Annotated in this window: 29 protein-coding genes and 1 tRNA gene; 3 read left to right on the top strand and 27 right to left on the bottom strand. The window is 65.2% G+C overall.

Annotation, left to right across the window (positions count from 1 at the left end):
* Positions 1-22: 22 nt before the first annotated feature.
* The 4 genes from QZ189_RS00915 to QZ189_RS00900 all read right to left on the bottom strand — a co-directional run bounded on the left by QZ189_RS00915 (position 23) and on the right by QZ189_RS00900 (position 1,295).
* The gene (locus tag QZ189_RS00915) at positions 23-124 is read right to left on the bottom strand and encodes a DUF4278 domain-containing protein (RefSeq protein WP_071777940.1); all 102 of its coding nucleotides are present in this window, start codon (positions 122-124) and stop codon (positions 23-25) included.
* Between the two features lie 174 nt (positions 125-298).
* Complete coding sequence (locus QZ189_RS00910) at positions 299-520, bottom strand: hypothetical protein (RefSeq protein ID WP_296416111.1); 222 nt, start codon at positions 518-520, stop codon at positions 299-301.
* A gap of 124 nt (positions 521-644) precedes the next feature.
* Positions 645-1,136 (bottom strand): photosystem I reaction center subunit XI, encoded by a 492-nt coding sequence (locus QZ189_RS00905; RefSeq protein WP_010315026.1) that lies wholly within the window; start codon positions 1,134-1,136, stop codon positions 645-647.
* A 42-nt stretch (positions 1,137-1,178) separates the two neighbouring features.
* Positions 1,179-1,295 (bottom strand): photosystem I reaction center subunit VIII, encoded by a 117-nt coding sequence (locus tag QZ189_RS00900; RefSeq protein WP_010315023.1) that lies wholly within the window; start codon positions 1,293-1,295, stop codon positions 1,179-1,181.
* Between the two features lie 107 nt (positions 1,296-1,402).
* Here QZ189_RS00900 and QZ189_RS00895 point away from each other — a divergent pair, with 107 nt between their 5' ends.
* Complete coding sequence (locus QZ189_RS00895) at positions 1,403-1,879, top strand: hypothetical protein (protein ID WP_010315020.1); 477 nt, start codon at positions 1,403-1,405, stop codon at positions 1,877-1,879.
* On the opposite strand, the gene QZ189_RS00890 is transcribed toward QZ189_RS00895, so the two are convergent.
* Genes QZ189_RS00890 through QZ189_RS00880 form a run of 3 tightly spaced genes read right to left on the bottom strand, consistent with a single transcriptional unit; the run spans position 1,837 to position 4,688 of the window.
* Positions 1,837-2,805: a glycosyltransferase family 2 protein gene (locus tag QZ189_RS00890; RefSeq protein ID WP_010315018.1), complete on the bottom strand. Its 969-nt coding sequence runs from the start codon at positions 2,803-2,805 to the stop codon at positions 1,837-1,839. The two genes, QZ189_RS00895 and QZ189_RS00890, sit on opposite strands and share 43 nt — an antisense overlap.
* A gap of 51 nt (positions 2,806-2,856) precedes the next feature.
* Positions 2,857-3,918, bottom strand: a complete 1,062-nt coding sequence (locus QZ189_RS00885; RefSeq protein WP_363155107.1) for a DUF819 family protein — start codon at positions 3,916-3,918, stop codon at positions 2,857-2,859.
* A gap of 17 nt (positions 3,919-3,935) precedes the next feature.
* On the bottom strand, positions 3,936-4,688 hold the full coding sequence (locus QZ189_RS00880; protein WP_296416109.1) for a C40 family peptidase: 753 nt from the start codon (positions 4,686-4,688) through the stop codon (positions 3,936-3,938).
* Between the two features lie 17 nt (positions 4,689-4,705).
* Here QZ189_RS00880 and QZ189_RS00875 point away from each other — a divergent pair, with 17 nt between their 5' ends.
* Positions 4,706-5,599, top strand: a complete 894-nt coding sequence (locus QZ189_RS00875; protein WP_296420548.1) for a serine hydrolase — start codon at positions 4,706-4,708, stop codon at positions 5,597-5,599.
* 60 nt (positions 5,600-5,659) lie between these two features.
* Here QZ189_RS00875 and QZ189_RS00870 read toward each other — a convergent pair.
* A tRNA-Ser gene (locus tag QZ189_RS00870) sits at positions 5,660-5,748 on the bottom strand.
* Between the two features lie 18 nt (positions 5,749-5,766).
* On the bottom strand, positions 5,767-6,984 hold the full coding sequence (alr, locus tag QZ189_RS00865; RefSeq protein ID WP_296418676.1) for an alanine racemase: 1,218 nt from the start codon (positions 6,982-6,984) through the stop codon (positions 5,767-5,769).
* A gap of 74 nt (positions 6,985-7,058) precedes the next feature.
* Here alr and QZ189_RS00860 point away from each other — a divergent pair, with 74 nt between their 5' ends.
* The gene (locus QZ189_RS00860) at positions 7,059-7,577 is read left to right on the top strand and encodes an HNH endonuclease (protein ID WP_010315006.1); all 519 of its coding nucleotides are present in this window, start codon (positions 7,059-7,061) and stop codon (positions 7,575-7,577) included.
* Here the strand turns inward: QZ189_RS00860 and prfA are convergent.
* The 18 genes from prfA to rplE form a co-directional block, all read right to left on the bottom strand.
* Positions 7,570-8,673 (bottom strand): peptide chain release factor 1, encoded by a 1,104-nt coding sequence (gene prfA / locus QZ189_RS00855; protein ID WP_010315005.1) that lies wholly within the window; start codon positions 8,671-8,673, stop codon positions 7,570-7,572. The two genes, QZ189_RS00860 and prfA, sit on opposite strands and share 8 nt — an antisense overlap.
* A gap of 85 nt (positions 8,674-8,758) precedes the next feature.
* Positions 8,759-9,022, bottom strand: a complete 264-nt coding sequence (gene rpmE, locus QZ189_RS00850) for a 50S ribosomal protein L31 (RefSeq protein ID WP_010315003.1) — start codon at positions 9,020-9,022, stop codon at positions 8,759-8,761.
* 32 nt (positions 9,023-9,054) lie between these two features.
* On the bottom strand, positions 9,055-9,456 hold the full coding sequence (gene rpsI / locus QZ189_RS00845) for a 30S ribosomal protein S9 (protein WP_010314999.1): 402 nt from the start codon (positions 9,454-9,456) through the stop codon (positions 9,055-9,057).
* Complete coding sequence (rplM, locus tag QZ189_RS00840; protein WP_010314998.1) at positions 9,453-9,905, bottom strand: 50S ribosomal protein L13; 453 nt, start codon at positions 9,903-9,905, stop codon at positions 9,453-9,455. Before rplM ends, rpsI begins: the two co-directional genes overlap by 4 nt.
* A gap of 239 nt (positions 9,906-10,144) precedes the next feature.
* A complete protein-coding gene (gene truA, locus QZ189_RS00835; protein ID WP_247479624.1) occupies positions 10,145-11,014 on the bottom strand; it encodes a tRNA pseudouridine(38-40) synthase TruA in 870 nt (289 codons plus the stop codon).
* 92 nt (positions 11,015-11,106) lie between these two features.
* A complete protein-coding gene (rplQ, locus tag QZ189_RS00830; RefSeq protein ID WP_010314995.1) occupies positions 11,107-11,457 on the bottom strand; it encodes a 50S ribosomal protein L17 in 351 nt (116 codons plus the stop codon).
* 40 nt (positions 11,458-11,497) lie between these two features.
* On the bottom strand, positions 11,498-12,436 hold the full coding sequence (locus QZ189_RS00825) for a DNA-directed RNA polymerase subunit alpha (protein ID WP_247479625.1): 939 nt from the start codon (positions 12,434-12,436) through the stop codon (positions 11,498-11,500).
* A 56-nt stretch (positions 12,437-12,492) separates the two neighbouring features.
* On the bottom strand, positions 12,493-12,885 hold the full coding sequence (gene rpsK / locus QZ189_RS00820; protein WP_010314991.1) for a 30S ribosomal protein S11: 393 nt from the start codon (positions 12,883-12,885) through the stop codon (positions 12,493-12,495).
* Positions 12,886-13,008: 123 nt separating this feature from the next.
* Positions 13,009-13,374, bottom strand: coding sequence for a 30S ribosomal protein S13 (gene rpsM, locus QZ189_RS00815; RefSeq protein WP_010314989.1), 366 nt, complete (start codon positions 13,372-13,374; stop codon positions 13,009-13,011).
* A gap of 119 nt (positions 13,375-13,493) precedes the next feature.
* Positions 13,494-13,607 (bottom strand): 50S ribosomal protein L36, encoded by a 114-nt coding sequence (gene rpmJ / locus QZ189_RS00810; protein WP_006173336.1) that lies wholly within the window; start codon positions 13,605-13,607, stop codon positions 13,494-13,496.
* A gap of 46 nt (positions 13,608-13,653) precedes the next feature.
* The gene (locus tag QZ189_RS00805) at positions 13,654-14,202 is read right to left on the bottom strand and encodes an adenylate kinase (protein WP_296416107.1); all 549 of its coding nucleotides are present in this window, start codon (positions 14,200-14,202) and stop codon (positions 13,654-13,656) included.
* 36 nt (positions 14,203-14,238) lie between these two features.
* Positions 14,239-15,555, bottom strand: a complete 1,317-nt coding sequence (secY, locus tag QZ189_RS00800; RefSeq protein WP_010314968.1) for a preprotein translocase subunit SecY — start codon at positions 15,553-15,555, stop codon at positions 14,239-14,241.
* Positions 15,556-15,645: 90 nt separating this feature from the next.
* Positions 15,646-16,098: a 50S ribosomal protein L15 gene (rplO, locus tag QZ189_RS00795; RefSeq protein ID WP_010314964.1), complete on the bottom strand. Its 453-nt coding sequence runs from the start codon at positions 16,096-16,098 to the stop codon at positions 15,646-15,648.
* A gap of 8 nt (positions 16,099-16,106) precedes the next feature.
* The gene (rpsE, locus tag QZ189_RS00790; protein ID WP_010314962.1) at positions 16,107-16,751 is read right to left on the bottom strand and encodes a 30S ribosomal protein S5; all 645 of its coding nucleotides are present in this window, start codon (positions 16,749-16,751) and stop codon (positions 16,107-16,109) included.
* Positions 16,752-16,765: 14 nt separating this feature from the next.
* Positions 16,766-17,131 (bottom strand): 50S ribosomal protein L18, encoded by a 366-nt coding sequence (gene rplR, locus QZ189_RS00785; protein WP_296420545.1) that lies wholly within the window; start codon positions 17,129-17,131, stop codon positions 16,766-16,768.
* 32 nt (positions 17,132-17,163) lie between these two features.
* Positions 17,164-17,703 (bottom strand): 50S ribosomal protein L6, encoded by a 540-nt coding sequence (gene rplF, locus QZ189_RS00780; RefSeq protein WP_010314956.1) that lies wholly within the window; start codon positions 17,701-17,703, stop codon positions 17,164-17,166.
* 16 nt (positions 17,704-17,719) lie between these two features.
* Positions 17,720-18,121: a 30S ribosomal protein S8 gene (gene rpsH / locus QZ189_RS00775; protein WP_010314954.1), complete on the bottom strand. Its 402-nt coding sequence runs from the start codon at positions 18,119-18,121 to the stop codon at positions 17,720-17,722.
* A 20-nt stretch (positions 18,122-18,141) separates the two neighbouring features.
* On the bottom strand, positions 18,142-18,681 hold the full coding sequence (rplE, locus tag QZ189_RS00770; protein WP_010314952.1) for a 50S ribosomal protein L5: 540 nt from the start codon (positions 18,679-18,681) through the stop codon (positions 18,142-18,144).
* Positions 18,682-18,737 lie beyond the last annotated feature (56 nt).

Here is an 18,737-nt window from a genome sequence, read left to right as displayed (position 1 = left end):
GGGCAAAGCAATCAAGCAGGAATCACTTGACGTACTTGAGACCTCGGTAGTTCAGCTGAGGGTGCTTCTGGGAGACAGCCTCTTTGTTCTGCTGGTACTTCTGGCCGCGATAGGTGAGGGTCATGGATAGTTCCTCGGAGTCAGCCCAGGTCCCCGTTCCATGGCCTGGATCGAACTGCGCCTCAGGCAACCAAAAGGTGCCGAGGTGAACGTTTTGTAGCGGTTGCTACAGCACAGTTTTAGCCGCCTGGAAACCAGCCGTGTCGTTCAGGCGATTACAAAACTCCGATTTTGCCGATTAATCGCTTGGGCAGTTCTGCCGTGGGGTCAAAAAGAACAGCAAATCGCACTGAAAACGCGTGAAATCGCTCAGGGCGTTCTCCACATCCCCCGGGTAACCCGCATCAGCCTGCGCCGAAGAGGGGAGCGGACCAATCGGCGGCGGCAGGGGCTCAGCCAGAGCCAACCCTGGCAAGGCCGAGAGGGTCGCCGCAAGAACAACAGCAGGCCAACGCGTCATCACAGCACCACAGCTCTACTGACTCCATAGCCATGGCCCAAGCCAACGGCAAGGCATCAAAAAACCCGCCAGACCCATGAGGATCTGGCGGGCAAAGAGTGAATCAAGGATGAGCAGGCTGGACTCAGCCGACGCTCCAAACACCACCGGCGATCTTCACCAGGGGAGCCACGATGGTCGTGCCGGCGAGGAACCAGGCGAAGGCGGCACCGCCGCAACCGCCGAGCCAGAAGCCGCTGGCGAACTCGGCCCAACCCGCCTTGGTGAACAGGTCAGCAGGGGGGTTGTCGATGGTGGCGTCAGCCGGCTGCACGTTGGGGCCACGGCCAGCGGTGCCGTAGATCGAGAGGCAAACCGTCAGGATCGAGACCAGACCCACAGCAGCCAGAAGACCAGCGGTGCTGGCGTACTCGGTGGCGCGCAGGGGGCCACAGATGGCGAAGGGGCCGTAGAGGAAGAAGCCATGGGCCATGCCCACTTCCAGACCGCGACGGTTGGGAGAGAGGGCGGGGCGATAAGCAGGCAGCGCGCTCAGGAAAGCGCGGCTGAAGTAGCTGCTGTTGACGGGAGTGGCCAGATTGCCGACGCAGGGGTCGGCGACGGGGGTCACGGTCATCGGTGGAAGGAAGGTGGTTGGCGGCGATGAAGCGGCGACAGCTCAGTCGCGGGCTTCGATCACGTTGAACAGCAGGGCCATGGCCACAGCAGGAGCCAGGATCCCGACAAGTGGCACGAACACCGAGGGCATCCAGGCGGCGACGAAATCTCCGGTCATCAGCGTGGGCCAATACAGCTACCGTTCGGCACTGTAAGGAGCCCTGCCGGAGCTGCTCTTCGGGGCCTCAAGGGGCGACATAAAAGTTCAGACCACACCCCCAGCCCATGACCCAGGCACTCACCGGCATCGTCATCGCAGGCGTCCTGGCGGCCTGCTGGGTCCTTGGCCGGCCCAAGCGCAACATCCTGCGCTCCACCGATGCGTCCGGCATCGCAGCCCTGAACCGCGGGCAGATGGAGCTGGTCATCCCCTCTGACGGGAGCAACTCCAGCGATCAGGGCAGCCAGGACACGGTCGTCCTCCCCGCCGCCAGCGACCGGCGCGGCCGCCACCAACTGCTGCAACAGCTGGAGCAACAGTTCCGTGCGGGGGGTGAGCAGCGCCGCACGGCCATGGCCATCTGCCAGCTCTGGTGCCACCGCGAGGCCCTGCCCCTGATTCGCCGCGGCCTGCGCGATGCCGACCAGGTGGTCGCCCAGCTCGCCGCTGAAGCCATGACCCACTTCCGTGGCCGCAGCAGCCTGCCTGTTGCCTCGCCTCAGCCGCTCAAGCTGCCGCGCAACGTCTCGCGAATGCGGTAAATCGGACGGCCCTGACTCTCGTGATAGGTGCGCATCTGCACCTCCGAGAGCAGACCAAAACAAAAGAGCTGCACGCCCGTGATCAGGGCCAGGACCGCCACCAGCAACAGGGGCCGGTTGCCGATCTCCGCGCCCCCCAACTTGACCATCAGCAGATAGGCGCTCAACAGCGCCCCGATGGCCATGGCGCTCAGCCCCCCGAAACCGAAGACGTACATCGGACGGGTCAAGAAGCGCTTCATGAACCAGACCGTGAACAGATCCATCAGCACCCGGAAGGTGCGATCGATCCCGTACTTGCTCTGGCCGAACTGACGGGCGTTGTGGTTCACCTTCACCTCGGCGATGCGGGCCCCTTCGATGAAGGCCAAGGCCGGCAGGAAGCGATGCAGCTCCCCGTAGAGGTTCATGTCCTCCACCAGCTCGCGGCGGTAGGCCTTGAGGGAGCAGCCGTAGTCGTGCAACCGCACCCCCGTCACCCGAGCGATGAGGGCATTGGCGATCTTGCTGGGGAGCAGCCGGCTGACGGCATGGTCCTGGCGCTGGTGCCGCCAGCCGCTCACCAGGTCATACCCCTGCTCCAGGCGCTCCAGCAGCATCGGGATATCGGCCGGATCGTTCTGCAGGTCCCCATCCAGGGTGACGATCAAGCGCCCGCGGCTGGCGTCAAAGCCAGCCGCCATCGCAGCGGTCTGGCCGTAATTGCGGCGCAACAGAACCGCCACCAGCTCTGGGGCCCCGGCGGCCTGCTGGCGCAAGACCTCGGCCGTGCGATCGGATGAGCCGTCATCCACCAGCACCAGTTCAAAGGAGCGGCCCAGGGGACGCAGGGCCAGCAGCAGCTTCTCGACGAGCAGCGGCAGGCTCTCCTCTTCGTTGAACAGAGGCACCACGATCGAGAGGTCTGGAACGCTGGCGCTGCTCAAGAGGGACGGCTCAAGTTGGCTGGAACCTAGAGGAAAGCGCTCAAAAGAGGCTCAGCCCGGCAGCAGCCAAGCCACCCCCAGGCCCAAGTAGGTCCCGAGCAGATAGCCGAGCAAACCAATCGCCACCGAAGGCACGGCCAATTCAGCGCGGCCAATGGCGGTCGCCAGGGCCAGGGCCGTGCTGGGGCCGCCGATGGAGGCCTGGGAGGCCACCAGGGTCTCAGCCATGGGCCAGCGCAGCCAGCGGCGGAAGATCAAAAGCAGCAACGCGGCCTGCACCAGCACCACCACAGCCGCATAGAGCAACACCGGCAAGCCCTCCCCCAGCAGGCCCGCCACCGGGGAGCTCAGACCCATCACCGTGAAGAAGGGCTGAATCAAGAGCAAGCCCAGGCCATAGCAACCGCGACGGCTGGCGGGCGCCGGCAACTGGGCCACCAGCAGCGCGACCGTTGTGAGCACCAGGATCGAGGGGACGCCCTGCAGCACACCCGTCAGCCCCTGGCTCAACGCCAACACGGCCAAGCCCCAAAGACCGGCCAGCCACCAGGAGCGCTCCGGCTGATCGCTTGGGGCCTCATTCGCCCAGGTCGCCTCCGGGGCGGCATCCGCCCTCAGTCCAAGCCAGGTGCTGATGGCGAACCAGACCGCGAAGACCACGTAATCGGCGGCGGTCGCCAGGGTCAGCAAGGTCTCTGGGGGATTCAGCGTCCGGGCCACCGAGACGAAATTCAGGCTGCCCCCGGTGAAGGTGGCGGTGTACATCCCCGCCAGCACGTCCCAGTCCTCCCCGAGCAGGGGATGCAGCAACCAGCCCCCCAGCAGCACCCCCAAGACCGTGCTCAGGGCCGCCACCAGAAACGGTCCGAGCAGTTGCCGGGCCTGGGGCCAGAGGCGCCGGAGATCGACCGCGAGCAAGAGCAGGCCGATCGCCAGCGAGGTCAAGGGACCATTGACCCAAGAGGCGGCCTCAGCCTGCAGCTGCACCCCGGCCAGGTTGCTCACCAGCAGGCCGAGCAGCAGCACCACCATCGTCATGCCCAGCTGCCGGCCCCAAGCGGTGCGGCGCGCCAGCAGCCAGCCGAGGGCCGTGAGTGCGAGAACGAGAAGCAAAGACCAAACCATGGACATCAAGGCAGGGTGGAGCCGTCGTGGCAGCGCACCACACGGCCGGCGCCGCGCAGTTCCGTTCGGTAGTGAACGCTGACCGGATCGATCAGCTGGGGATCCAGACCATCGACACCCAGGCCATCGCGGCCGTGCTCCCGGCCAGAACTATGCAGGTAGCGGCCCTGCCCGAGATAGAGCCCCACATGGGTGCAGCGCTGGGGGCGACCAAAAAAGATCAAATCGCCGGGACGCAGCAGGCCATAGCAACCGGGCGCCACCGCAACGGGCTGGCAGAAGCGCTCCTGCTGGTAGGCATCCCGCGGGATCCAGACCCCCGCGGCGGCATAGGCCGCCTGGATGAAGCCTGAGCAGTCAAAGTCGGGCCCCAGGCTCCCGCCCCAGAGGTAGTGGTTGGCCTGCTGGCGCGCGGCCTCGGCAAAGGCCAAGACGGCCGGCAGGCGCTCAGCAATGGCCGACTCGGACCAGAGCTGCGCCCGTTGGCCCGCGATACAACGGGCATGGCCCAGCAGGTCCCGCGGATCGATCCAGCCGGGGTATCCGTCCTCCAGCAACCGCACCCGCAGACGCTTCCCGGTCGGCGCCGCTTGACCCAGAACCTGCAGGGCTCGGCCGGCCCAGGCCTGGGTGGCGAGGCCTGGCCCCGACCAATGGCTGTAGAGATTGAGCGGCGCATCGATGCGCCAAGAACTGCCCGGGTGCAGCAGCTCCAAGGCCACGGGTGTTCCCACGGACAACCTGCTTAACCTCGCCATGACCCCGAGTGGCTGCGATGGCGTTCTACTGCCCTGATGGGGAGATGGAGCAAGCACTGGTTGCGGCGATCAGCAGCCTGGAGCAGGAGGGCCGGCCGGGGCTGAGCGAGCAGCTGTCGGTCACCTGGATCCGCTACGGGCAGTCCCTGCGCGGCGGCACAGCTGGCGAAGGGCAGGGGACCCACTGGCGCGGCAACCAAGCCCGCTATCCCGCCAGCGTGGTGAAGCTCCTCTATCTCCTTGCCGCGGAAGCCTGGCTGCAGCGCGAGCTCATCGACGACACCCCGGAGCTGCGGCGGGCCCTGGCCGACATGATCCGGGATTCCAGCAACGACGCCACGGGGCTCGTGGTGGATCTCTTGACGGGAACCTGCAGCGGACCGGAGCTGCCGGCGGCGGCCCTGCAGCAGTGGAGCCAGCAGCGCCAACTGATCAACCGCTGGTATGGCGAGCTGGGCTGGCCGGAATGGCCGGGCAATAACGCCTGCCAGAAGACCTGGGGAGACGGCCCCTATGGCCGCGAGCGTCAGTCCTACGGCCCTGAACTGGAGAACCGCAATCGCCTGAGCAGCAACCTGACGGCCCGGGTGCTGCAGGCGGTCATGGCCCGGGAGTTGCTCTCCCCCAGCGCCTGCAGCCGGATGCAAGAGCTGCTCTCCCGCAGCCTGGACCCCGCGGCCCGCGCCGCTGACCCCGAGAACCAAGTGGATGGATTCCTGGGTGGTGGCCTTCCTGAGGGGGCCCAGCTCTGGAGCAAGGCCGGCTGGATGAGCCAGGCCCGCCACGACGCGGCCTACATCGAACTGGAGGGCAAGGCTCCGGCCCTGATCGTGGTGCTCAGCGATGGCCCCGAGCGCGCCCAGGACGAGGCGCTCCTACCGGAGCTCTGCCGGCGCTTGCTGGCGCTCTAAACGAACAAAACCCCAGCCCGTGGTCGGACTGGGGTTTGATCGGGGTGTCCCGGTCGGGAACGGAGAGGGAGGGATTCGAACCCTCGACAGAAGTTGCCTCCTGTAACTCCTTAGCAGGGAGCCGCTTTCAACCACTCAGCCACCTCTCCAGTGGCCCGCAAAGACTATCAGGCGCTGGCACCGCGAACGGCCCGTTGGGGCAGCCGCGGCAAGCGGTGTTTGAAACCGCAGAGGATCTCCCAGGGGATGGTGCCGATCGGGTCGCTCCAGGCCGTGGGATCGATCCGCTCACCGGCCTCCTCCCCGAGCAGCGTGACGACGCTGCCGGCCTCCAGCTCCGGTACATCCGTGGCATCCAGCACCAGCTGATCCATGGTGATCGCCCCCACCTGGGGCACCCGCTGACCGGCGAAGAGCACCTCCAGCTGGTTGGAGAGCAGCCGCGGGACGCCATCGGCATAGCCAATCCCCACCACCGCCAGCCGGCTGGGCCGTTGGGTGATGAAGCGATGGCCGTAGCTCACGCCAACCCCGGCGGGGACCTCCCGAATCAAGCTGACCCGGGCACGGACGTGCATCGCCGGCTGCAGGTCCAGACCGGAACCGAGGTGATCCGAGGGGCGCTGGCCGTAGAGGGCCAGCCCCACCCGCACCAGGTCGTAGTGCAACTGACGGCTGCGCAGCGTCCCAGCGGAATTGGCCAGGTGGCGGCAACCCGAGGGCAACTGCTGCTGCTGCAGTCCCGTCAGGACAGAGTCGAAGCGCTGCTGCTGGGTGGCCGTCAGGGCATCCAGTCCATCTCCCGGGGCATCGGCTCCGGCCAGGTGGGAATAGACCCCCGCCAGCTGCAGCGACTCCAGACCGGCGATGGCCTGAACCAACCGCGGCCCCTCCTCCCAGGGCGCGCCGAGCCGGCTCATGCCGGTGTCCAATTTGAGGTGGACCGCCAACTGACGACCGCTACCGCTGGCCAGGTTCTGGCAGAGCAACGCCTCACGCATGCCGCTGAGGGTGGGCATCAACTGCCAATGCAGGCAGGCCCGCAACTCATCCGGATGGCTGAGGTTGCCCAGCACCAGGACGGGCTGATCCAGGCCCGCCTGGCGCAACTCCACCCCCTCCTGAAGCGTGGCCACCCCAAAGCAACTGGCCCCACCGGCGGCGGCAGAACGGGCGACCGGGACCGCGCCGTGGCCATAGCCATCGGCCTTGACCACCGCCATCAGCGCAGAGCCCGGCTGCAGCGAGCGCCTCAGGGCCTCGGCGTTGGCCTGGATCGCCGCCTCATCGATTTCCACCCAGGCGCGCTGACGGGGATGGGGCTGCGGCGCCAAGGCAGCGGCCGCCGGGTCCTCGAAGGCAGCAGCAGGCGATGCGTCAACCATCCGCCCTTGGCAGTGCACCTAGCATGCATAGAAATTACGGGGTTGCCCAGCGCAGCTCCCCAGGCAGCGCTCCCATGGGCTCGGTTCTGGTTCTGAACGCCTCCTACGAGCCCCTGAACGTCACCACCTGGCGCAGGGCAACAGTGATGGTGCTTAAGGGAAAAGCCGAGGGGCTGGAGCACTCCCCCGGGCGGCAACTGCGGCCAGGCCTGGGACTGCCAACGGTGATTCGTCTACGGCAATTCGTCCGCGTGCCCTTCCGGCCACTGCCCCTGACCCGCCGGAACGTCTTCCACCGCGATGGCCAGCGCTGCCAGTACTGCGGCAGCAGCAGCGAACGGCTCTCGATCGATCACGTCCTGCCCCGCAGCCGCGGCGGCAGCCACAGCTGGGACAACGTCACCACGGCCTGCCTGCGCTGCAACGTGCACAAGGGCAATCGCACGCCCAAGGAAGCGAGCATGCCCTTGCAATCGGCACCCCGGCGGCCGCTCAGCGGTGCGGTCTTTGAGGCCCAGCGGCAGATGGCCAAGGGCGGCCACCTGGAATGGGCCAAGTACGTGGACGGCTGGGAGAACCCGCTCGCTAGTTGACCCCGCTGGCCTGATCAGCCAGTTCCTCCAACTGCCGCCGTTGGTCAGCGGAGACGCAGGCGCCGATCAACTCAGCCAGTTGGCCCTGGAGCACCGGCTCCAGTGAGAAGTTGCGGCCGAGGCGGTGATCGGTCGTGCGGTTGTCCTTGTAGTTGTAGGTGCGGATCTTCTCGCTGCGATCCCCACTGCCCACCTGGGCGAGACGGGCCGAGCGCTCCTTGGCGTTGGCCTCGGCCAGCTCGCGCTCATAGAGCTTGGCCCGCAGGATCTCCAGGGCCCGTTCACGGTTCTGCAGCTGGGAGCGCTCTTGGGTGCAGAACACCCGGATGCCGGTGGGTTTGTGCAGCAGGTCCACGGCCGTCTCCACCTTGTTGACGTTCTGGCCGCCGGCGCCGCCCGAGCGGGCGGTGCTGATCTCCAGGTCCGTGGGGTCGATCTGAACCTCCACGGGATCGGCCTCGGGCATGACCGCCACCGTGGCCGTCGAGGTGTGGACCCGGCCCTGGGACTCGGTGGCGGGCACCCGCTGCACCCGGTGCACACCGGCTTCGTACTTGAGCTGACTGAAGACGCTGTCGCCCTGGATCGCCAGGATCAGTTCCTTGTAGCCCCCCAGTTCCGCCTCCGAGGCACTGACGGGCTGCACTTTCCAACCGACGCTCTGGGCGTAGCGCTCGTACATCCGAGCCAGATCCCCCGCCCAGATCGCCGCCTCATCGCCACCCGCACCGGCGCGAATCTCGAGCATCACGCTGCGTTCGTCCCGGGGATCACGGGGCAGAAGCGCCAAGGTCAGCTGCTCCTCCATGGCGGCAATCTGTGTCGCCAGACCGCTGAGCTCCTCTTGGGCCAGGGCCTCCATCTCCTGGTCGCCGCGGGACTCCTTCAGGAGTTGCCTGGCCTCCTGTTCCTGTTTGCGCCACTGGCAAAGCTGGTCGTAGCCCAGCACCAGGGGCTCCAGCCGGGCCCGCTCCCGCGCGATGGGCTCCAGCTGCGCTGGGTTGGCAGCCACATCCGGGTCTGCCAGCTGCCGCTCCAGGGTTTCAAAGGTGGTGCGTGCCGTCTCCAGACGTTCACGCAGGAAAGAAGCATCCATGGAAGCGGCTCAAGCCAGCAAAAAGCCGGACGCCCTAGAGCATCCGGCTTGGGGAATGAATGTCACGTCAGACGTGAGTGACCGATCAGGCCTTCTCGGCTGCTTCGGCCTTGGGCTCGGCTTTGGCATCGGCGCCAGCAGCGCTGCCCATGCCGTACTTGCGCATGAAGCGATCCACACGACCCTCGGTGTCCAGGATCTTTTGGGTCCCGGTATAGAAGGGGTGGTTGCCGCTCCAGACGTCGACGTGGATCTCGGGGGAGGTGGAGCCAGTGGTCATCACCACTTCTCCGTTGCAGATCACCTTGGCATCGGGATACCAGGTGGGGTGAATGTCGGCCTTCGGCATGACGGGTACGGGGCTGAGGGGCGAAAGCGCAATCAGCGCTTGGAGAACTGAGGAGCCTTACGGGCTTTCTTCAGGCCGTACTTACGACGCTCCTTGGCGCGCGGGTCACGGCTGAGGTGCCCTTCAGTCTTGAGGGGCTTGCGGTTGTCGGGGGACAGCTCGCACAGGGCACGGGCAGCGCCTTGCTTGATGGCATCCGCCTGACCGGTCAGACCACCACCGCGGACGTTGACCAGCAGGTCGTACTCACCACCCAGACCAAGGGTCTGCAGGGGAGCCTTGACTGCCGCCAGGTAGGCGGGGTTGTAGTTCAGGTAGTTGTCACCGGGACGACCGTTGATGGTCACGGTGCCATTGCCAGGAACGACGCGGACGCGTGCCACGGCGGTCTTACGACGGCCGGTTCCCCAGTAGACGACTTTGGTGGTGCTCATTTGGCGGAAGCGGCGGGATCGAGGGCCAGGGCCTTGGGCTGTTGGGCGGCGTGGGGGTGCTCAGCACCCTTGTAGACCTTCAGCTTGCGGAAGAGCTGACGACCGAGAGCGTTGTGGGGAAGCATGCCCTTAACGGCCTTCTCGATGATCCGCTCGGGGATCCGTGCCTGCAGCGCAGCGAAGGTTTCGGTCTTCATGCCACCGGGGCGACCGGAGTGACGGCGGTAGACCTTGTCGGAAGCCTTGTTGCCGCTCACACGCACCTTCTCAGCATTGATCACGACGACGAAGTCGCCGGCGTCGATGTGAGGGGCGAAGTTGGGGTTGTTCTTACCCCGCAGAACCGAAGCGACCTCGGTGGCAAGCCGGCCGAGGGTCTGGTTCTCAGCGTCCACCAGATACCACTGGCGTGCTGAGGAATCCTGGGGGGGGACGAGAGTCTTGTTCATCGCGCCGGCGGGCCGGTTCGGATAGGACCCCATCACCACGCTTAGGCGGGTGGGGTTGGACAGGGTGTCTGGACTGTGGGTCTCGACTAATGACGGCAGCCACCCGATCACTCGGGTGTCAATCGCTCGTTGAGTGAACCTACCGCTTCGCCGATCCCCACTTCGGGGGACAGGGTTTACAGGCAGGGGCTGGCCGCCGATGGACATCGGCAGGTCAACTCTGAGACCGGCAGACCCAGTCAGTGCAAGGACTGACCCGGTGCTGCTGGCGGTGCATCAGAGCCCTCCAGCAAATACCGCGGTTGACAATCGTACCAGGCAGCCTGGGGGAAGACTTCACTCGGGTAGCCCACCCTCAGCAGGCATAACCCCTGCGGGGGAGCGGCTTCTTTGACCTCCTCACGGGCCTGGTTTCGCCAGCGGCGACTGAAGGCCTCCAGGCTGAGGCGTCCCTCCCCGACGGCCACCAGCTGCCCCATCACAAGGCGCACCATCCCGTAGAGAAAGCCGCTGGCCTGAAGCTCCACCTCCAGCAGGTCACCGCGGCGCTGCACCGAGACCTCCTGGAGGGTCGTACGGGAGTGTGAGCGGGCGCTACCCGCCCTCTCAAACGCCGCAAAATCGTGCTCCCCGAGCATGCCCTCGAGGGCCTCGCGCATCCGGGCCTCATCGAGCCTGAACTGATAGCGGTGCCAGCTCCAGGGAGCCAGAAACAGATTGGGGATGCGGGCGTTGTAGATGGTGTAGCGGTAGCGCCTGTAGGTGGCGCTAAAGCAGGCATGCCAGTCCGCGGGAACGGAAGCTGCTGAACGCACGCGGATGCTGGCCGGCAGGCGGCCGTTGAGGGCCGCGGGCCAGCGGTGCGGAGGGATCGGGCCGGCGCAGTCGAAATGCACCACCTGGCCAGCGGCGTGAACGCCGCTGTCGGTTCGACCAGCCGCCACAACGGTGGCGGGGCCATCTGGATCCAACTGAGCCAAGGCCCGCTCCAGCGCTTCCTGGACGCTGGGGTCCCGGGGCTGGCGCTGCCAGCCGCAGTAGGCCGAGCCGTCGTACTGCAGGCAGAGGGCGATGCGCCTAAGCCCCCCTGCTGGCGTCGCGTCAGTCAAAGCTGCTGCACCAAAGCCATAAAAAACCGCGCGGAGGAGAGCCCCCCACGCGGTGCGGATGATCGACAGCAGGTCCGCTCGGACCCACGGACTCAGACCAGCTCGATGATCGCCATTTCGGCGTTGTCGCCACGGCGGGGAACGGTGCGAATGATGCGGGTGTAACCGCCATTGCGGTCGCCGTAACGCTCCTGGGCCTTGTCGAACAGGGCGTGGACCAGTTGCTTGTCGTAGATGTAGCCGATGGCACGACGGCGGGCGGCAAGGCTGCCGTCCTTGGCCAGGGTGATCATGCGCTCAGCTTCATCGCGAAGCGCCTTGGCACGGGCCTTGGTGGTGGTCAGACGACCCTCACGGATCAGCTGAGTGGTCAGAGCGCGAAGCATGGCTTTGCGCTGGTCGGCGGGACGCCCCAACTTGGGGACTCGGCACTGGTGACGCATGACTAAATCGGGTTAACGCGGGAGACAGGGTGCTGCGCGATCAGGCGCTGGTGCGGCTCTGGGGCAGGGAGATACCGATGCGCTCGAGGGCCTCGATCACCTCGTCAGCCGACTTGGAACCGAAGTTCTTGATTTCGAGCAGATCTTCGTAGCTGAAGCCCATCAGGTCAGACACGGAGTTGACTTGGGCGCGCTTCAGGCAGTTGTAGGCGCGAACCGAGAGGTTCAGCTCTTCCAGGGGAATCTGAGCTTCGGCGGAGGGCTCGGGCTCCTGGCCTTGCTCCTCTTCCATGGTCAGGGTCGCCATGGGCTGGATCAAGGTGATCAGCTGGTTGGCGGCCTGGGCCATCGCGTCGTCAGGCGTCAGGGAGCCGTCGGTCTGAATCTCCAGACGCAGGCGCTCACGGGCCGATCCGCCTTCACCGACAGCGGTCTCGTCGATGGTGTAATTCGCCCGCTGGACAGGCATGAAGACGGCATCGATCTGGAGAAGATCGACAGCGCTGGTGTCCTCAACGCGGCGGTCAACGGGGCGATAGCCAACACCACGCTCGACGTGCACCTCGAGCTCCAGGCTGTGGCCTTCGGCGACGGTGGCAATCGGGCGGGCGGGGTCGATCACCGACACCTGTGAGGAGAACTGCAGGTCACCGGCGGTGACGGTCGCAGGACCATTCACGACCAGGCGGCCGATCTCCAGCTCGCGGCTGCGGCTGTTGACGGCAACGTCCTTGCAGTTGAGAAGGATGTCGAGGACGTCTTCGCGGACGCCAGGAACGGTGGCGTACTCGTGGTTCACGCCAGCGATGCGCACGGCGGTGATGGCGCTGCCCTCCAGGGCACCCATCAGCATGCGGCGCAGGGAATTACCGAGGGTCGTCGCCTGGCCACGCTCAAGGGGGCCAATGACGAAGACGCCGGTTTGGGAACGATCGTCAGCGATCTGGTGTTCAACCCGATCGATCTGGTACTGCAACACGGTCTGAAGCTCAGATAGGTGGATGGACCCCCTCTGGGGCTAGTCGATGCGTCGAATCAGACCCGGCGACGCTTGGAACGGCGGCAACCGTTGTGGGGCAGCGGGGTGACGTCACGGATCAGGGTGATCTCCAGACCGGCAACCTGCAGGGCACGGATGGCGGTTTCACGACCGGAACCAGGACCGCGAACCAGCACCTCGATTTGGCGCATCCCCTGCTCAAGGGCGCGACGGGCTGCTGCTTCTGCGGCGGTCTGGGCGGCGAAGGGGGTGCCTTTACGGGCGCCCTTGAAACCGCTGGCACCAGCGGAGCTCCAGGAGATCACTTCACCAGCGGTGTCAGTGATGGAGACGATGGTGTTGTTGAACGTGCTCTGGATGTGGGCAACGCCGTTAGGGACGTTGCGCTTCGTCTTCTTGGAACCAGATTTCTTGGCGGGCTTGGCCATGGATAAAGCCCTGCGGTCGCAGGGAGGTGATCGGGGGTCTTAGGGGGGCAACCTGGTGACGACGGCACGCAATCGGCCGAACGGCAGGTGCTAGGGGGCCAAAGGGCTAGAGCAAGCCGCGGCTTACTTCTTCTTACCGGCCACGGTCTTGCGGCTACCGCGGCGGGTCCGGGCATTGGTGCGGGTGCGCTGACCGCGAACGGGCAGACCGACGCGGTGACGACGGCCACGGACGCAGCCGATGTCCTGCAGGCGCTTCATGGCCATGCCCTCCTGACGGCGAAGATCGCCTTCGAGGGTGTAGCTCTCGGTTGCACCGCGCAGCTTTTGGACGTCGGAATCATCCAGGTCCTTGACGCGGGTGTCGGGGTTGACACCGGTCTTGGCCAGAATCTTTTGGGCCGTGGTCAGGCCGATTCCGTAGACGTAGGTCAGGGCGATTTCGATCCTCTTGTCGCGAGGAATATCAACGCCGGCGATACGAGCCACTGAAAAAACGTTGGGGGTGAGCAGGGGAAGGACTTGAGCGGTTGCCCTCAGAACAAACCGAGAGACACTCAAGCCAGTTGTTTTGGTCCCTAGGGACCGGGGGCAAGGTCAGCGCAGGATCAACCCTGGCGCTGCTTGTGCTTCGGGTTGGTGCAGATGACCATCACCCGACCGTGCCGGCGAATCACGCGGCACTTGTCGCACATTTTCTTGACCGAGGCACGCACCTTCATGGGAGCGGTCTCTCCAAATTTCCAAACAGCGACCTTACCACAGGGGTCAACCCAACAGGGCTGCGATCCGATCGGCAATGGCGTCGACTGTGCCGGCCGCTTCGACCGGGGCAATCAGCCCACGTTCGCGGTAATAGGCAATCAGGGGCTCGGTTTGCTCGCGGTAGACCTCCAGGCGGTGGCGGATGACCTCCTCGTTGTCGTCGGCCCGGCCGCGGGAGAGCAATCGCTGCACCAGAACACCGTCATCGAGTTCCATCAGAACGACGAGCTCGATCTGCTGGCCCAGCTCCTCGAGCAGGCTGGCCAGGGCATCGGCCTGGGCGACGTTGCGGGGGAAGCCATCCAGCAACCAGCCGCCACTGTGGTTTTGCAGGCGGCTGCGGACGATCGCCAGCACCAGGGCATCGCTCACCAGCTCACCGCGGGCCATCACGGCCTCCGCCTCTTTGCCCAGGTCGCTGCCGGCGGCGACTTCAGCCCGCAGCAGATCACCGGTGGAGAGGTGGAGCAGGCCTTGGCTCTCGGCAAGCTTCTGGGCTTGGGTGCCCTTACCGGCGCCGGGGGGACCGAGGAACAGCAGACGTTGCTTCATGGCAAGGAAGGAAGAGAAGGAGCAAGGAGGGGGGAGTTACTGGCGAACCATGCCTTCGTACCGCTGGGAGATCACGGCGGTTTGCAGTTGCTTGGCGGTCTGAATCGCGACGCCAACCAAGATCAACAGGCTCGTGGCACCCAAGCCTTGGAAGGTCTGCACGCGCGTGGCCGACTCCACGGCCGAGGGCACGATCGCCACAGCCCCGAGGAAGAGGGCGCCCAGCAGGGTCAGACGGTTCTGGATACCCGTCAGGTAAGCCGTGGTCGCTGAGCCAGGGCGAACCCCAGGGATGGCGACACCACCGCGCTTGAGGTTGGAGGCCACGTCCACCGGACGCACCGTGAGGGTGGCGTAGAAGAAGGAGAAGCCAATGATCAGCCCGAAGAAAAGCAGCGCATAGACCCAGGGGGTGCTGCTGTTGGGGCTCAGGAAACTGGCGACCTGAATCAGCGTGGGGTTCTTGCTGAAGTTGGCGATCTGCAGCGGCAGGAAGACCACGGCCGAGGCAAAGATGATCGGCATCACGCCACCGGCATTGAGCTTCAGGGGCAGGTAGCTCTGGCGGGCGGAGATCCCGGCCCCGCCCACCTGGCGCTTGGCGCTGACGATCGGGATGCGGCGGCTGCCCTCCTCGACGCAGACGATGCCAACGATGGTGATCAGGAAGACCGCCACCAGGACGACGATGCCGCCAACGGCCTCACGGCCGCCGGTTTGGGCCAACTCGATGGTCGAGCCCAAGGCCCTGGGGAGGGTGGCCACGATGTTCAGGTAGATGACCAGAGACGCGCCCTGGCCAATGCCCCGCTCGGTGATCACCTCACTGAGCCACATCACCACCATCGAACCGGTCACCAGGGCGATCGCCGTCTGCACCACGAAGACCAGATCCGGTGTGCCGGGAAGGGCGTAGGGCCGGAGGATCAGGGCAAAGACGATGCTTTGGAACAGTCCCCAGCCCAGGGCGACATAGCGGGTGTACTGGGCGATCTTGCGGCGTCCCGCCTCGCCTTCGTTCTTCTGCAGATCCTCCAGCTGCGGCAGGGCGGAGGTCAGCAGCTGAATGATGATCGAGGCGTTGATGAAGGGAAGGATCCCCAGGGCGAAAACGCCCAACGCGGAGATGCCACCACCGGTGAAGATGTCCAGGAAGCCCAGCAGGGAGCCCCCCTGGGCAGCGAAGGCCTGGAAGGCCTGGCGGTCGATCCCGGGAACAGGGATATAGATGCCCAGACGCACCAGGAGCAGCAGCCCCAAGGTGATGAGAACCCTGTCGCGCAGATCCTTGGCTTGGACCAGCTGCGTGAGGATTTCACCGGCACTGGGGTTACGCCCCCGGCTGACGACCATGGCAGGTGCAGACGAACAAGAAAAAACCGCCTAGCGATCGATCCGATCACCAGACGGCATTGACCTTAATGGGCCGTGGACAAGCGGAGATCAGATCTCTTCGCAGGTGCCACCAGCGGCTTCGATCTTCTGGCGGGCCGAGGCGGTGAAAGCGGCCGCCTGGACGGTCAGCTTCACGCTCAGTTCGCCATTACCCAGGACCTTCAGGGGGGCCTTGGGGTTGGTCACCAGACCGTCCTTCACCAGGGTGTCGATGTTGACGGTGCTGCCGGCCTTGAGCTCGGACAGCTTGGCAACGTTGATCACCGTGTAGTTCTTGGGGTTGATCACGGTGAAGTGCTTCAGCTTCGGCACCCGGCGGTACAGAGGCATCTGGCCACCCTCGAAGCCAGGACGGGTCGGACGACCCGAACGGGACTTCTGACCGCGCATGCCGAAACCGCAGCTGGCGCCTTGGCCGGCGGCGATGCCGCGTCCCTTACGCAGCTTGCGGCGACGGGCCCCCTTCTGGGGGGCGAGGGACTGGAGATTGAGCGACGTCATGGCGGTCCTCAGGAGTAGATCTGCTCGAGGGAGATGCCACGCTCCTTGGCGGTCTCCTTGTGGGTACGCAGGCCGGCCAGGGCATCCATGGCGGCGCGGGCGTTGTTCAGGGGGGTCTTGGAGCCTAGGCGCTTGGCGAGCACGTTCTTAATGCCGGCAAGCTCAAGCACCGTACGGATGGAACCACCCGCGATCACACCGGTACCAGGGGCAGCGGGACGGATCAGAACGCTGGCAGCGCCGTCACGGCCGTTGCTCAGGGTGGGGATCGAGGAGTGACGGGTCAGAGGCACCTTGACCAGGTGCTTCTTGCCATCGGCGACGCCCTTGCGGACAGCACCGATCACGTCGCCAGCCTTGCCGACGCCGACGCCGACCTGGCCCTTCTCGTTGCCGACGACAACGATGGCCCGGAAGCTCATCTTCTTACCGCCCTTGACGGTCTTGGAGACGCGGCGGATTTGCACCACGCGCTCCTGCCATTCGGAGTCACGCTCCTGGCCACGACGGCCACGGCGGTCGCCACCGCGACGGTCGCCACGGCCTTCGCCGCGACCACCACGGCGCTGGTCCTGCTGCTGACCTTCGGCCGCTGCGGGCACGTCAGCTGCCGCTGGCACGGCGTTGGACTGGGTGTTGTTGGTTTCGGTCATGGTGAGAGCAGGGATCAGAACTGAAGGCCCGCTTCCCGGGCGGCGTCAGCCAGGGCCTTGACACGGCCGTGGTAGAGGTTGCCGCCACGATCGAAGACCACCGATTGAATGCCCTTGGCGAGGGCACGCTTGGCGACCAGCTGACCGACTGCGACAGAAGCATCGCAGCTGGCGCCGATGGTGACGTTGCTGCGGAGCTCTTTATCGACGGTTGATGCAGAGCAGAGGGTGCTCTGCGCAACGTCGTCGATGACTTGTGCGTAGATGTGGTTGTTGGAGCGGAACACAGCCAGGCGAGGACGCGCGGCGGTGCCGGAGAGATTGCGGCGCAGACGGCGGTGACGCTTTTGTGTCTGCTGCTTGCGGGAAAGGGTGGACATGGAAGTACTGGGTAAAAACGCTTAAGCAGACCTCACTTCTTACCGGTCTTACCGGCCTTGCGGAGGATGCGTTCGCCCGCGTACTTGATGCCCTTGCCCTTGTAAGGCTCGGGGGGACGGATGGCGCGAACTTTGGCCGCTTCGTTGCCCACCAGCTCCTTGTCGGGGCCGGAGACAATCACGGTGGTGTTGCCGTCGACGGCGAAGGTCACGCCCTCGGGGGCGATCATTTCGACCTGGTGGCTGTAACCAGCGCTGACGACGAGCTTCTTGCCCTGAACGGCGGCGCGGTAACCCACACCGACGATCTCGAGCTTGCGGGTGAAGCCCTGGCTGACACCCTCGACCATGTTGGCCACGAGGGTCCGGCACAGACCGTGGCGCTCACGGGAGCGACGGCTGGTGCTGGAGGGGGAGACCACAAGGGTGCTGCCGTCCTGAGCAATGGCCACGCCCTCAGGCAGGGTGCGGCTCAGTTCGCCCTTAGGGCCTTTGACTTTGACGTCAAGGCCGTTGAGGCTGACGGTGACGCCGCCCGGAACGGGAATCGGCGATTTACCAATACGAGACATGAATCAATCCCCCTAATCAGTAGACGTAAGCGAGCACTTCGCCACCGACGCCCTGCTTGCGGGCGTCGCGGTCGCTCATCACACCCTTGGAGGTGGAGATGATGGCCACGCCGAGACCGCCCAGGACTTTGGGGAGCTGACGAGTGTTCTTGTAGACGCGCAGGCCAGGCTTGCTGACTCGCTGCACGGTGCGGATGATCGGCTGGCGATGCTTGCCGCTGTACTTGAGTTCCAGCACCAGGTGCTTCATCACGCCTTCACCTTCTTCGGTGATCTCGGCGATGAAACCTTCCTGTTGCAGCACCTTGGCGATGCTCTGGGCCATGCGCGAGGCAGGCACCTTGGTGGATTGATGACGTTTCTCACTCGCATTGCGAATGCGGGTGAGCATGTCGGAAATCGGGTCGTGATTAGCCATAGGTCGGGTCCGAAGAGGGCTCAGTTGCTGCGGAACGGCATTCCCATCTCGCGGAGGAGGGCCCGGCCCTCTTCGTCGTTACGGGCAGTGGTCACGATGGTGATGTCCATGCCCCGGATGGCATCGATCTTGTCGAAAGAGATCTCGGGAAAAATGATCTGCTCCTTCACCCCGAGGGTGTAGTTGCCACGACCGTCGAAGCTCTTCTCGCTCACACCGCGGAAGTCGCGGATGCGGGGGAGAGCCAGGTTGATGAGACGCTCGAGGAACGCATACATGCGGTCACCGCGGAGGGTGACGGCCACGCCAATCGGCATGCCCTGACGGATTTTGAAGCCAGCGATGGCCTTCTTGGCGCGGGTCACAACCACCTTTTGACCGGTGATGGTGGCCAGCTCCTCGATCGAGGCCTCAAGGGCCTTGGCGTTGGCTGCGGCTTCGCCGAGACCCCGGTTGACGGTGACTTTCACCACCTTGGGGACTTCGTGAATGTTCGAGAGACTGAGATCCTTAAGCAACTTGGGCTGGATCTTCTCCCGATAGTTCTGTTTAAGGGACATGACGGGGAAAGGAGATGCGCTTCTGGGCTTGGTCAGAAGGCGGACAAGGTCGATGT

It is taken from the genome of Vulcanococcus sp. CPBay_Sum15L08_68 (assembly GCF_017855895.1).
GTDB lineage: Bacteria > Cyanobacteriota > Cyanobacteriia > PCC-6307 > Cyanobiaceae > Vulcanococcus.
The sequence above is the reverse complement of the archived record's forward strand: the minus strand, read 5'-3'. Positions and strand labels throughout refer to the sequence as shown.